This is a genomic window from Marinobacter shunpengi, from assembly GCF_045449715.1.
Classification (GTDB): domain Bacteria; phylum Pseudomonadota; class Gammaproteobacteria; order Pseudomonadales; family Oleiphilaceae; genus Marinobacter.
In genome coordinates this window covers 185,183-197,938 of the sequence record NZ_JBJJLA010000025.1, presented here as the reverse complement: position 1 = coordinate 197,938, position 12,756 = coordinate 185,183, and the positions used below count along the sequence as shown (strand labels likewise).

12 protein-coding genes are annotated in these 12,756 nt (G+C 58.5%); 8 read left to right on the top strand and 4 right to left on the bottom strand.

Features of this window, described 5'->3' with window-relative positions:
• Positions 1-24 precede the first annotated feature (24 nt).
• The 6 genes from ACJO3T_RS18390 (at position 25) to ACJO3T_RS18365 (ending at position 5,716) form a co-directional block, all read left to right on the top strand.
• The gene (locus ACJO3T_RS18390; protein WP_406979434.1) at positions 25-1,206 is read left to right on the top strand and encodes an acetyl-CoA C-acyltransferase; all 1,182 of its coding nucleotides are present in this window, start codon (positions 25-27) and stop codon (positions 1,204-1,206) included.
• A 100-nt stretch (positions 1,207-1,306) separates the two neighbouring features.
• Positions 1,307-2,494 carry an acyl-CoA dehydrogenase family protein gene (locus tag ACJO3T_RS18385; RefSeq protein ID WP_406965199.1) on the top strand — a complete coding sequence of 396 codons (1,188 nt, stop codon included), beginning with the start codon at positions 1,307-1,309 and terminating at the stop codon, positions 2,492-2,494.
• 10 nt (positions 2,495-2,504) lie between these two features.
• The gene (locus tag ACJO3T_RS18380; protein WP_406965198.1) at positions 2,505-3,653 is read left to right on the top strand and encodes an acyl-CoA dehydrogenase family protein; all 1,149 of its coding nucleotides are present in this window, start codon (positions 2,505-2,507) and stop codon (positions 3,651-3,653) included.
• A 58-nt stretch (positions 3,654-3,711) separates the two neighbouring features.
• Positions 3,712-4,485, top strand: coding sequence for an SDR family oxidoreductase (locus ACJO3T_RS18375; protein WP_406965196.1), 774 nt, complete (start codon positions 3,712-3,714; stop codon positions 4,483-4,485).
• Positions 4,486-4,805: 320 nt separating this feature from the next.
• Positions 4,806-5,219 (top strand): GNAT family N-acetyltransferase, encoded by a 414-nt coding sequence (locus ACJO3T_RS18370; protein ID WP_406965195.1) that lies wholly within the window; start codon positions 4,806-4,808, stop codon positions 5,217-5,219.
• A gap of 26 nt (positions 5,220-5,245) precedes the next feature.
• Entirely contained in the window at positions 5,246-5,716 is a 471-nt protein-coding gene (locus ACJO3T_RS18365; protein ID WP_406965194.1) for a GNAT family N-acetyltransferase, read from the top strand.
• Positions 5,717-6,584: 868 nt separating this feature from the next.
• Here the strand turns inward: ACJO3T_RS18365 and ACJO3T_RS18360 are convergent.
• Entirely contained in the window at positions 6,585-6,761 is a 177-nt protein-coding gene (locus ACJO3T_RS18360; protein ID WP_406965193.1) for a hypothetical protein, read from the bottom strand.
• 311 nt (positions 6,762-7,072) lie between these two features.
• Here ACJO3T_RS18360 and ACJO3T_RS18355 point away from each other — a divergent pair, with 311 nt between their 5' ends.
• Positions 7,073-7,621, top strand: coding sequence for a hypothetical protein (locus ACJO3T_RS18355; protein ID WP_406979433.1), 549 nt, complete (start codon positions 7,073-7,075; stop codon positions 7,619-7,621).
• 6 nt (positions 7,622-7,627) lie between these two features.
• On the opposite strand, the gene ACJO3T_RS18350 is transcribed toward ACJO3T_RS18355, so the two are convergent.
• Positions 7,628-8,338: a matrixin family metalloprotease gene (locus ACJO3T_RS18350; RefSeq protein ID WP_406965191.1), complete on the bottom strand. Its 711-nt coding sequence runs from the start codon at positions 8,336-8,338 to the stop codon at positions 7,628-7,630.
• 263 nt (positions 8,339-8,601) lie between these two features.
• Positions 8,602-9,822 (bottom strand): NAD(P)/FAD-dependent oxidoreductase, encoded by a 1,221-nt coding sequence (locus tag ACJO3T_RS18345; protein ID WP_406965189.1) that lies wholly within the window; start codon positions 9,820-9,822, stop codon positions 8,602-8,604.
• Positions 9,823-10,383: 561 nt separating this feature from the next.
• Between ACJO3T_RS18345 and ACJO3T_RS18340 the strand changes: the two genes are divergently transcribed.
• On the top strand, positions 10,384-11,658 hold the full coding sequence (locus tag ACJO3T_RS18340; protein WP_406965187.1) for a DUF2254 domain-containing protein: 1,275 nt from the start codon (positions 10,384-10,386) through the stop codon (positions 11,656-11,658).
• A 173-nt stretch (positions 11,659-11,831) separates the two neighbouring features.
• Here the strand turns inward: ACJO3T_RS18340 and ACJO3T_RS18335 are convergent, their stop codons facing one another.
• Entirely contained in the window at positions 11,832-12,338 is a 507-nt protein-coding gene (locus tag ACJO3T_RS18335) for a PRC-barrel domain-containing protein (RefSeq protein ID WP_406979432.1), read from the bottom strand.
• Between the last annotated feature and the right edge of the window lie 418 nt (positions 12,339-12,756).

The window sequence follows — 12,756 nt, the reverse complement described above, 5'->3', positions numbered from 1 at the left end:
GCTTCGGCACACAGGAGAAAGATTATGTCCAATGATGTTGTCATCGTATCCACCGCCCGCACGCCCCTGGCCAAGTCCTGGCGCGGCGGTCTGAACATGACCCACGGTGCCACCCTTGCCGGCCATGCCATCCAGCATGCAGTCGAGCGCTCCAAGGTGGACCCGAACGAAATCGAAGACGTGCTGATGGGCTGTGCCCTGCCGGAAGGCTCCACCGGTAACGACGTCGCCCGCATGGGTGCCATCCGTGCCGGCCTGCCGGTATCCGTGGCCGGCGCCACCATCAATCGGTTCTGCTCCTCCGGCCTGCAGGCCATTGCCATGGCCGCCCAGCACATCGCCGTGGACAAGGTGCCGGTGATGGTCGCCGGTGGTGTCGAGTCCATCTCCACCGTCCAGGCCACCGTCAACCAGAACTACATGGCCGAGCCCTGGCTGATGCAGAACAAGCCGGAGCTGTACTGGTCCATGCTGCAGACCGCCGAGACCGTGGCGGATCGCTACAAGATCAGGAAAGAGGACATGGACGAGTACGGCGTGCGCAGCCAGACCCTGGCGGCCAAGGCCCGTGAGGAAGGCAAGTTCGACGACGAGATCGTGCCCATCACCACCACCGCCGGTGTCGCCGACAAGAAGACCGGTCAGCTTTCCAGCCAGGAAGTGACTGTCTCCCAGGACGAAGGCATCCGCCCGGACACCAACCTGGAAGGCGTCAGCAAGATCCGCTCCGCGATGGACGGCGGCGTGGTCACCGCCGGCAACGCCAGCCAGTTCTCCGACGGCGCCTCCGCCTGCGTGCTGATGGACGGCAAGCTGGCCGAACAGCGCGGTGTGCAGCCCCTGGGCATCTTCCGCGGCTTTGCCGTTGCCGGCTGCGAGCCGGACGAAATGGGCATCGGCCCGGTCTATGCCGTGCCCAAGCTGCTCAAGCGCGCCGGCCTGACCGTGGACGACATCGGCCTGTGGGAACTGAACGAAGCCTTCGCCGTGCAGGTGCTGTACTGCCAGCGTGAACTGGGCATCCCCATGGACCGCCTGAACGTTAACGGCGGCGCCATCGCCGTGGGTCACCCGTACGGCACCACCGGCTCACGTCTGGTCGGTCATGCCCTGATCGAAGGCAAGCGCCGTGGCGTAAAATACGTCGTGGTCACCATGTGTGTCGGCACCGGCATGGGTGCGGCAGGCCTGTTCGAAGTGGCCTGACCCGAACGTTCGTCCGATGGGACGATTGCGAATCCGCCCCCGGGCCCCTGAGAATGCGCAGGGGCCCTTGTCGTAACAGAAGCGAAAGCGAGAACAAGCCATGGACCTGAATTACACCCCGGAACAGGAAGCCTTCCGCCAGGAAGTGCGACAGTTCCTGAAAGACAAGCTGCCCGCCGACATCCAGGAGCGGGTCCAGAAGCGCCTGCGCCCCAACAAGGACATGGTCCAACGCTGGCAGAAGATCCTGTACCAGCAGGGCTGGGGAGCCTCCACCTGGCCCGAGGAATTCGGCGGCCCGGGCTGGACCGAGGTTGAACAACTGATCTTCGAGGAAGAATGTGCCCTGGCCGGCGCCCCGCGCCAGCTGGACTTCGGCCTGCGCATGGTGGCGCCGGTGATCATGAAGTTCGGCAACCAGGAACAGAAGGACCGCCACCTGCCGGGCATCATCAGCGGCGACGTCTGGTGGTCACAGGGCTACTCCGAGCCCGGTTCCGGCTCCGACCTGGCCTCCCTGCGCACCACCGCCGAGCGCGACGGTGACCATTACATCGTCAACGGTCAGAAAACCTGGACCACCCTGGGCCAGCACGGCGACTGGATCTTCTGCCTGGTGCGTACCAATAAGGACGTGAAAGCCCAGGAAGGCATCTCCTTCCTGCTGATCGACATGAAGAGCCCGGGCATCGACGTCAAACCTATCATCATGCTGGACGACGAGCATGAGGTGAACGACGTGTTTTTCGACAACGTCAAAGTGCCGGTGGAAAACCGCATCGGCGAGGAAGACAAGGGCTGGACCTACGCCAAATTCCTGCTGGGCCACGAGCGCACCGGACTGGCCAATGTCGGCCAGTGGAAAGCCATGATGCGCCGCCTGAAAGAAATCGCCCGCGAGGAGCAGGACGACGGCAAGCCGATCATCGAGAACGCCCGCTTCCGCGACCGCCTGGCGCAACTGGATGCCGAGCTGCGCGCCCTGGAAATCACTGTACTGCGGGTGCTGACCGCCTCCAACGGCCCCGGTCCCGAGGCCTCCATCCTCAAGATCCGTGGCACCGAGATCGGCCAGCGCATGTTCGAACTGGCCATGGAAGCCACCGGCCAGGACGCCATCGCCCATATCCCGGATGCCCTGGAACCGGACTACGACGGCCCGCTGGTGGGCAGCATGAATGCCGTGCCCGGTGCCGGCGACTACTTCAACATGCGCAAGCTGTCGATCTTCGGCGGATCCAACGAGATCCAGCGCAACATCATTTCCAAGCTGGTTCTGGGCCTGTAAGGAGCGGATCATGAATTTTGAACTGACTGAAGAGCAGCAGATGCTGCAGGACTCGCTGCGCCGCTTCCTGGCCAACGAGTATACCGTTGAGAAACGCCGTGAGATCGTCAAGTCCGGCAAGGGCACTGACGGGACCATCTGGAACGCCCTGGCGGAAATGGGCCTGCTGGCCTTTACCTTCCCCGAGGACTACGACGGCCTGGGCGGCAACGGCATCGACACCATGCTGGTGATGGAATCCTTCGGCCGCGCCCTGGTCACCGAGCCCTACCTGGCCACTGTGGTACTGGCCGGCGGACTGGTACGAGACGCCGGCTCCGACGCCCAGAAACAGGCCATCCTGCCGGCCATCGCCAGTGGCCAGCGGCTGATGGCCCTGGCCGCCTACGAGCATGGCGCCCGCTACAACCTGGCCCACGTGAAGACCGTGGCCAAGGGCGACGGCAGCGACTACGTGCTCAACGGCGCCAAGACCGCCGTTATCCATGGCGGCCAGGCGAACCAGTTGATCATCTCTGCCCGCACCAGCGGCGATGTCCGCGATGAAAACGGTATCACCCTGTTCCTGGTGGACGCCGATGCCAGCGGCGTGACCGTCACCGACTTCGCCACCCACGACGGTTTCCGCACCGCCGAAGTGAGCCTGAAGGACGTAAAAGTCTCCGCCGACGCCATCGTGGGCGAGGCCGACAAGGGCTTCCCGGCCCTGGAAAAGGCCATCGACCAGGGCACTGCCGCCGTCTGTGCGGAAGCCGTGGGCACCATGGACGCCATGACCGAGGCCACTCTGGAGTACACCCAGACCCGCAAGCAGTTTGGGGTACCCATCGCCAAGTTCCAGGTGCTGCAGCACCGCATGGCGGACATGTTCATCCACGCCCAGCAGGGCCGCTCCATGGCCATCCTGGCGGCAGACTACGCCGACTCCGATGACCGGGACGCACGCCGCGAGGCCATCTCCCAGGCCAAGCTGCTGATCGGCCAGGGTGCCCGGGAAGTGGGCCAGGCTGGTGTCCAGCTGCACGGCGGCATGGGCGTGACCGACGAGATGTTCTCCGCCCACCTGTTCAAGCGGCTGACCCTGGTCAACCTGCTGTTCGGGGATGCGGACTACCACCTGGGCCAGGTCAGCGACAACCTCCTGGACAAGACCGCCTAACATCCAATAGCGGTGCCCGGCCCCGGGTCGGGCACCGGACAACAACAGGAGTCCCCCAATGAGCATCAAACAACTCTTCGACATGAGCGGCAAGGTCGCCCTGGTGACCGGCGGCTCCCGCGGCCTGGGCCTGCAGATGGCCGAAGCCCTGGGCGAAATGGGCGCCCGGGTGATTATCAGCGCCCGCAAGCAGCATGAGCTGGAGGAAGCGGAAAAGCACCTGAAGGACATGGGCATCGAGGTAAAAACCATCACCGCCGACATGTCCAACCGTGACGCCATCTCCTCTTTCGTGGACGAGGCCGTGGGCGCCTTCGGCGATATCGATGTGCTGATCAACAACGCCGGCGCCACCTGGGGTGCCCCGGCGGAAGACTACCCGGATGAAGCCTGGGACAAGGTGATGAACCTGAACGTGGACGCCATGTTCTTCCTCACCCGGGAAGTGGCCAAGCGCTGCATGATTCCCCGCAAATCCGGCAAGGTGATCAACATCGCCTCCATCGCCGGCCTGTCCGGTAACCCCGGCGACATGAAGACCATCGCCTACAACACCTCCAAGGGTGCCAACGTCAACTTCACCCGCGCCCTGGCAGCGGAGTGGGGCCACTACAACATCAACGTGAACAGCATCTGCCCCGGCTTCTTCCCGTCGAAGATGTCCCAGGGCCTGCTGGACGCCATGGGCGAGAAGATGCTGGAGCGCATCCCCCTCAACCGCTTCGGCGGCGAGGAAGACATGAAAGGCCTGACCGTACTGCTGGCCAGCGAAGCCGGCCGCCACATCACAGGCCAGAACATCGCCATCGACGGCGGCACCACCAGCTCGTAAAGAAAACCCTTCTCGGTTGCACTGGACCCCAGTGCCAGTCCTTGGCCCGGCCGCCTTTGGCGGTTCGGGCTTTTTTGTGTTGTGTAGCGGTCCCGGAATCGGCACCGAATCCGGTATGGTGAATGGTATGTTGAAAACACGAAATATGGAAGACACGCGATTTACGAGACTATTGTTTCCGATTAGTGCAACTCATTGATTGGAATTTAGTTTATTTTCGATAGGCCCCAACTTTTTCTTGGAGTTATCTGACGTTCTCGTTTTTTGCAATAATATGAAAGCCTTCTAATACGCTGTTATAAATCAGGGAGTAGCGATCAGTGGAGTGGCGCAAGGATGATTATCTAATCACTGACGACAAATCCAGGGTGCAACTGGATACGGTCCACCGCTTGCTCGCCGCAACGTATTGGGGAGATCGCCGTCCTCGCGAAATCATAGAGCACATGATTGCTGGCTCCATATGTTTCGGTCTTTACCTTGGAGCAAAGCAAATTGGTTTTGGGCGCGCAGTCACCGATGGTGCTACGTTTACTTGGGTAGCTGATATCGTGGTTGAGCCAGAGTTTCGGGGGGCAGGTCTGGGGCAGTGGATCATGGAATGTCTGGTTGCGCATCCAGCCATCAAGGGTACTCAAATGGTGCTGCAAACCCGTGATGCTCAAAGATTGTACGAGAAGTTTGGATTCTCTGGAAACAGTGCTCTCATGAGCACCAAAGTCACTGATTTATAATAGCAATCGTTAGAGCGCAAGTCCCCATGTCCACTTCTCCTATCATCGGCTACCTCGCAGATCATCCTGAAGCTCTGCCAGTCCTTGAGCGCCTGTTCCAGACAGAATGGTCCGAATATTATGGCGCGGGTGGCCCCGGTAATGCTCGCCGAGATCTTGTGGCATATTCAAACCGGAATCAATTGCCTGTCGGCCTCGTGGCATTTGTCGGCTTGGAACCCTGCGGGGTTATAGCGCTTAAGTCAGAGTCCATCACAACACACGGACATCTTTCGCCGTGGGTGGGTGGTGGTATGGTCGCGCCGCAATACAGGCGTAACGGTATTGGTGCGCGTATGGCCTCCGCCCTTGAGCAGGTAGCCCGCAACCTCGGTTTCAAGACAATCTACACAGGCACCAGCACGGCAAATTCTTTGCTCGCCCGTGAAGGTTGGCGGTTCATGGAACTGGTGCAATACAATGGCGAAGCTGTATCCATATATGAAAAGACGCTCTAACAATCACAGCCACAGTTACTGCATTGCGGTTTAGCCTCCCATTCCGTGGCCGCGCATGCTGGCAGCGTCATGCGGCGTCTACAGGGCAAACGGTGATGCCCTCTTTCACGGGGTATAGTTCTGAGGAGGGTCCTATGAATTGGAGTAAATCGATTCGACAAGTTCATCGGTGGTTGTCCATCACGTTCACGGTGCTTGTCATCGTCAACATCGTTCTCAATTTTGTTTCAATACCGGAACAGATAACCCTCTGGGCAGGTGTCATTGCTCTGCTCCCCCTGGCCCTACTCATGCTCACCGGTCTCTATCTGTTCATATTGCCGTATACCACGCGGCGACATATCAGAGGCCGTACTATGAACGGTAATTGAAGAAGTGCCGCACGTAGAGGCAGGAAGCAGATAGAATAAGCGACCCACATATCAAGGCCAGTCCAGACTGACCCTGCCAACGTCCGCTGATTCAAAACCTGGCAGGGTGAAATCCTAACCAAAACCAAGAAAGGAAAGAATCGCCACGACGATAACGACCGCACCGACTATGTAGACGATATTGTTCATCTGTCACTCCTCCTTTTCACAACTCCGAATGGATGGTGGCACCGCCTTCCGTGGGGTGCGCGATGTAACGTCCTGTCCAGGCAACTCCTTTACCTCATCCACGTCCAGCATAGGTAATCGACTTTGCCAGGTATGTACGCTGGCACACGCAGGTGCCAAAAAAGCAGGATCGAACCTACAACCAGCAACACAAGGGCCAGAATTCTCTTACTCGCCATTTCACTTTTCTTCTGGTGGTTAGCTGAGACTTTCATCCTGCATGCCATCTGCAACGTCATTACTGCGCTTGGATCATGTTCCCAAACCGTTTACCTGGTTTCTTTTTTGGGGTCGTCATTGATATCCGACAGCACGCTGTCGTCCTTGCCGGCATGACGCTCCGGTTTCTTCTCATTCTCCTTGATTTCATCGGTCTCCTTACCGGCAACCTTCCCGGCTTTTTCTTTTTCGGCGCTGGGACTACCTTCGACCGGAAACTTTCTCATGAGCTGATCTCCTTAGGATGGTTCGTTTGGGCCCTGTTTCTCCGGATATCTCGTAGGGGATCAGGACCAATTCCATCCTAAAGGTCGTGCCCGGGCGGGTCGGTGCGTTGCCGAACGCTTGGGGCGTTATTTCCTGGGCAATACCTTCTGTGCGCTTACGTACAGACAGTCGAGCGGTCCGGCGCGGATCCTGAGAGTCTTCGTTCGCAACGGATGAAGGCGTCGGTATCTGCTGCGATACGGCCCGCGCCAAGGACGTAACGGCGCATTCTGGCAATGCAGTCTGAGAAATTCAGGCTAAGGAGCTTAAAATGAACAGATTCAACACTGCGGCAATCACGGTCTGTCTTCTGGGTACACTGCCCCTGACAGTCTCCGCACAATCCGCCGACATCGGCCCGGATGAGGGCGACCGGGAATTCTCCATCTCCGGGACTGGCAGTAGTGATCAGAGTTTCGATAGCGGCAGCTTCGGCGTGAGCGGCGATCTGGGTTGGTACCTGCGTGACAACACGGTGGCCGGTGTCCGGCAAAGCATCAATTACGCCAGTATCGAAGGCGAGGACATCGAGGATGATTTCTGGAACGGCTCAACCCGTGGTTATCTCAACTATCAGTTCCTGGATGAGCGCGCCCGGCCGTTCGTTGGCGGAAGTCTCGGTGGCATCTACGGTGATGGCGTCAACGACAGTGCCTTCGCGGGTCTGGAATCGGGCCTGAAGTACTATGTGCAGACCAAGACATTCTTCCTTGCCCGGGTCGAGTACCAGTTCTTTTTTGACAGTTCCAATGACGTTGACGATGCCTTCCAGGACGATGGCGCCTGGGCCTACACGGTGGGACTGGGTTACAACTTCTGAACCAGCTCAGAGCGATGGGTTGGCCAGAGCTGGCTCCGGGCCATTGGCGAGCCGGTCATCATTGACGGCTTGCCCGTAAAGTCGCCGGATTCCCCGAAGATCACCGGGCTGCAGTTCGGGGAAATCCTCGGTATAGCGGAACCCCATCACCTGCCCGGAGGGGCCGGGATGGTCCAGGCCGATGGCATGGCCAATTTCATGAATCAGCGTATAGCGGATGTCATAGGCATCCTTGTTGCCATCAAACCCGACCTTCCATTTGTGGTCGGGATTCAGGCACACCAGCGCCTGTTTGATGGCACGTACATCTTCCTTTTCCCCGGACGCGTAGGTCACATTGGCCAACGCCCCCATATACGGCTGGCCCTGGGCCCCGAGAATGATGTCCGCCTCCTGGATATTGCTGACCTGATAAAATGAAAGGTTGGCAGCGCGCTCCCAGACCCGGAAGGCCGCTGCGGTCTCATGCACCAGTGTCTCGTAGGAAAACTCCTGTCCTGAAAGCGCTTTCATGGGCGCCAACTCACCGCAGTTACGTGCATCATCGAACCGCAGCTCCTGGTCAGCAAAGGCATAGCTGACGCGTGCCCCCGCCCCGAAGCTCTGCTCACCCCACTTGACCTTGTAACCGTCCAGCTCCAGCAACCGGTAGCCGGCTTCGCCGTCATCGGCAGACAAGGGGAACGATAAAGGCAGCAACGCGGCCAGAATCGGCATTCCTATTGAAAGGCGTACACCTGTATCTGTTCGCACCTGGGGTCCCCAAACAGAGATGACCGACAACACCGGAGTCCAGACAGCGGGAGTGCTGTGAAACGCCGGATCAGGACAACGAGCAGGTGCAATACTGCACAGACAGACTTTTCGCTTATGCCCGGATTGCACTGGGCATTCCTGCGATTACAGGACTCGAGTCTTTCAGGGACCATACCGACAACGGGAGGGGTTGTCGATTCAAGTGTCGTTACATCAGGTATCGTTTAGAACAGTCTTCCTAGCCGGGCAAAAGCAAACAACGCGGTCAATGGGTGCGAGCGGCGTTCAATCTGGGCGCGCAACAAGCCGGCGCCGATCATACTGTAGGTGATGCCGTTACCACCGTAGGCGAGCGCGAACAGGACGCGCGGGCCGTACTCAGGGTGATGGCCGAATAAAGGCAGGCCATCGCTGGTTTCAGCAAAAGTGCCTGCCCAGGCAAAGGCCGGCCGGGCCTGGAGATGAGGGAATAGCCGCGTCACCTTACGCTGCAGAGTCGCCGTCTTGCGCTCGACTGACCGATCCCGGCGGGCCGGCAGGTCCCGGGCGTCATCTTCGCCACCCACCAGGAGCCTTCCTTCTCCGGTAGTGCGCAAGTAGATGTACGGTCGCGAGGACTCCCACAGCATGGTGGTTGCCAGCCACTGCAACTCCGCCGGGTCGACGGGATCGCTAATATAGGCGTAGCTGCTGAGATTCTTTGCAACACGCTGGCGCAGCCAGCTTTGTGATTCATAGCCGCTTGCAATCACGGCGTGCTTTGCCCTGATCACCATGCCGCTGTCAGTGGTGAGCTTTACCGATCGCGCGGTCGTCTTGATGGAGGTCACCTGGGTGCGATCGAATACGCTTGTACCCTTTCGCTGTATGCGCTTCAGCAGTCTTGAGGCGAGCCTGTATGGGTCAACCCTTGCCGCCACCGAGCTCAGGATGGCTGCAGGTGCTGTCAGCCCGTACTCGTCCTTGAGCCCGGCGCGGCTCAGCCAGCGAACCGGAAAACCGTGTTCCTCGCGCCAGGCGAACTCCTCGGCCAGGCGTGGGTGGTCAGCGCGATTGCTGGCATAGTAAAGGCTGTCGCAGTGGGCGAAATCGACATCTCCGACCTGTTGCGCCAACTCCCCGATCTCAGCTATCGCGTGCAAGCTGGACTGATAGGCCAGGAGTGCCGAAGCCTGGTCGTAGCGTTTGGCCAGATCCGTCGCATGGGTGTCGATTTCATACTGGAGCAAGGCGGTGCTGGCGGAAGTGCTGCCCCAGCAAACGTCCCGTTGATCAAGCACGATCACATCGTGGCCATGACCGGCCAGTTCATCAGCAATCAGCGAGCCGGTGATACCCGCGCCCACCACTACCACATCACAACTCCGATCCTTGTCCAGCTGCGGGAAGGCATACATAAGCCCATTCTTCACTGCCCAGAATGGATAGCCACTTTTCAGGTCCATCGGTGACCCCTCATACATCATTCAACGACAGTTCCGGCGTCGTGCTCGAGCCGCTGGCGGTCGCAAGAGAGCATCTCCTGGATGCCGAGCTGCTTCAGTTGCATAGATGGTAGCCAGCATTACTCGAGAGCGGTTGCGGCGTCGGTGCGTTGCCACACCGAGCGCCAGTCGACATGGGGTGACCGGGACTGATCCGGTTTGTCGCGTGCGTTGGTTATCGAACAGACGGTTTTCACCATCGGTGTGAGAATCCGTCAAGACAAACGGTTCGAGTGGTATCTCGGTTGCCCCCGGTACCCGCCTATGCGGTTAACTCACAGCAAGGCTCCGCACGCGCCTTCCACAGGATGTGACCAGGACTTTCCAGGAATTTTTCGATGCACCGAAGTCCTGTGCTGCCTAGTGTCCCGCCACAGCGAGGCGTTTCCAGTCTCGGCCGGGTCAACAGACCTCTGCGTATTCGTGAGCTGAACCAGCCATTACCCCGGACTCTTGGACGCGGCTACGCTTTTCTCACGCAGCTTTCTGCCAATATTACGCATAATGATGGAGGATATGGGGATGGGCCGATCGCCACTATGGAGCGCTGACAGGCTGCGCTTTTTTTACAGTCAGATTAAAGAACGCCTGTGGGTCAAGCCGCTATTCCTTTGCGTGCTTTCGATTGGAGCAACATTCCTGGCCAAGCTCGCTGACGATCTGGGCCTTGCCAGAGTGTTACCCGAGGTCAATCTGGACTCTGTCGAAACCCTGCTGTCCATCATGGCTTCGAGCATGCTGGTTATTGCGACTTTCGCGGTAGGCTCCATGGTCGCCGCCTATGCATCTGCCAGTACCGGTGCGACACCCCGATCCATACCACTGGTTATTGATGACGACGTTTCCCAGAATGCCCTATCTGTATTCATAGGGGCCTTCATCTTCAGCATTGTTTCCCTGATTGCCGTCAAAAATGACCTCTACGACTCCGCCGGCCTGTGTGCGGTCTTCGTGCTCACCGTTATCGTGCTTGCCACTGTCATCGTCACTTTCGTTCGCTGGGTCGACAGAATTGCCCGGCTTGGCCGGGTGGTGAACACGATTAAACAGGTTGAAAAAGCTGCCGCCGACGCTCTGGATCGTCGCCGCCACGCTCCCACGCTGGGTGCTTTGGCAGTTTTGCCGCATCAGGCCCCAGACAAGGGTGTTTCCGTATGTTCCCCGAAAGTTGGCTATATCCAGCATATTGATCTGGAGAAGTTACAATCCCACGCTGACGAGCTGAATTGCCATGTGGTGGTGTCAGCCCTGCCCGGGACATTTGTGAGCACAACCCGTCCGCTGCTATATGTAGAGGGGTGCGAGGCGTTCAAGCCAGACGACTTCTCCGCTGCCTTCACAATCCGCTCGAACCGCGCCTTCGATGATGATCCCCGCTTCGGCCTTCTGGCGTTGTCCGAGATAGCGGGCAAGGCGCTTTCGCCAGGCATCAATGACCCGGGAACCGCAATCAATGTCATAGGCGCTATGGTGCGACTTTTAACCCTTTGGCAATCCCCGCTTGAAAAGGACAGATTACAGGCGATCACCTATGACCGAGTATCGGTGCCGACGCTGATAGTTGATGATTTGTTCGACGATGCGTTTACGGCGATCGCACGGGACGGCTCGGCAATCGTCGAAGTGGCCATCAGGCTGCAGAAAGCTTTTCGTGCACTGGCCGAGTCAGATAACAGAATGATGGGCGCCGCTGCCAGGAAACATGCACAAATGGCCTTGGCCCGTTCAGAACAGGCGATGTCATTCCAGGGCGATATAGATGCTGTGCGCAATGCATTAGATTCGGAGTTCTATTAGTCGTCGTTAGCCTAGGACAACACACTTCCGCCCCTGCCCTTGAGTTCGCGCCAGTTACCTTCGATGGTGTCCTTGTTCATCGTTCTCTCTTTTGGCCGCCTTGTGAAGCAGAAACGGCAGGGATTTGAGCCCTGCCGTCTATTCATTTCAACAAACGTGCGGGGTACTGCAATTTACTGCTGTTTTTTGAACTCCGCCGCAGACTGCAGCTCCTCACGGGTCACGTCGATCCGGAGCTCGTACTTGTCAGAACTGCTCGACCTGGTTACGTTTTCCCACCCGATGGCTACGTCTTTCTCACCCATACTCAGGAATCCACCGACGCCAACGACAATGGCGACGACCTGACCATTTTTATCGATAATCAGCTCACTCACTGATCCGACTTCCTCGTCGCCAGCGGTTATAACCTCAGCGCCGATCAGGTCGGTCGCCCGCATGCCATCAGCCGGAGCGGAGTGCATGTAGGACTCGTTCTGCATGCCGGCCTGGTGATCCGCTTTCTGGTCACTTGGCATGGTGTTGCTTGTGGACTCCATGGTGTCTTCTCCATGCTCGGTGCTCTGCTGCTTCTCAACGCCATCCTTGTCGGCAGACTGTTCGGCAAGCAGCACCCCAGACCCCATTGCAATGGTTGGTGTCACCAATGCGTAAAAGGCCAGCGAATGTAATTTGTTCATGTGATTCTCCTTCGAATCGGGTTTGTACCGTCGGACAAAAGGTCCTGTTTAACCGCCTCATCACAACCTTTCTTCCCCGGAATCATTTTCAGGAAGGAGACCGAGTCGCCAAGTGGCGTGGAACTCGGGATGAAGCTCTAACCTACGCCGATCGAGTTGGCCAGTCCGTTCGCTGACACACCAAGGTGGGTGTTTGAGGGCTACGAAAGCAGCACGCTCAGCGATAGCCAACATGAGCTGGAGAGTTGTCGACACCGAATACGAGTGTTTTGCAATGGGGCAGACGGTCCCATGCGGGTTCTGAAGCACATCCGGCCGGGCGAATAGTCCGGGTGTCACACGATCTGCCATGGCTCTAGTAGGATACTGTCTGTCAGCATCAGGAACGGCAGAATGACAACCCATCGTCCGCCGCCCT

Excerpts from the sequence above, each read along its gene's own strand:
- ACJO3T_RS18390 (WP_406979434.1), top strand. The coding sequence starts at position 25 with ATGTCCAATGATGTTGTCATCGTATCCACCGCCCGCACGCCCCTGGCC.
- ACJO3T_RS18385 (WP_406965199.1), top strand. The coding sequence starts at position 1,307 with ATGGACCTGAATTACACCCCGGAACAGGAAGCCTTCCGCCAGGAAGTG.
- ACJO3T_RS18380 (WP_406965198.1), top strand. The coding sequence starts at position 2,505 with ATGAATTTTGAACTGACTGAAGAGCAGCAGATGCTGCAGGACTCGCTG.
- ACJO3T_RS18375 (WP_406965196.1), top strand. The coding sequence starts at position 3,712 with ATGAGCATCAAACAACTCTTCGACATGAGCGGCAAGGTCGCCCTGGTG.
- ACJO3T_RS18365 (WP_406965194.1), top strand. The coding sequence starts at position 5,246 with ATGTCCACTTCTCCTATCATCGGCTACCTCGCAGATCATCCTGAAGCT.
- ACJO3T_RS18360 (WP_406965193.1), bottom strand. The coding sequence starts at position 6,761 with ATGAGAAAGTTTCCGGTCGAAGGTAGTCCCAGCGCCGAAAAAGAAAAA.
- ACJO3T_RS18355 (WP_406979433.1), top strand. The coding sequence starts at position 7,073 with ATGAACAGATTCAACACTGCGGCAATCACGGTCTGTCTTCTGGGTACA.
- ACJO3T_RS18350 (WP_406965191.1), bottom strand. The coding sequence starts at position 8,338 with ATGCCGATTCTGGCCGCGTTGCTGCCTTTATCGTTCCCCTTGTCTGCC.
- ACJO3T_RS18345 (WP_406965189.1), bottom strand. The coding sequence starts at position 9,822 with ATGGACCTGAAAAGTGGCTATCCATTCTGGGCAGTGAAGAATGGGCTT.
- ACJO3T_RS18340 (WP_406965187.1), top strand. The coding sequence starts at position 10,384 with ATGGGCCGATCGCCACTATGGAGCGCTGACAGGCTGCGCTTTTTTTAC.
- ACJO3T_RS18335 (WP_406979432.1), bottom strand. The coding sequence starts at position 12,338 with ATGAACAAATTACATTCGCTGGCCTTTTACGCATTGGTGACACCAACC.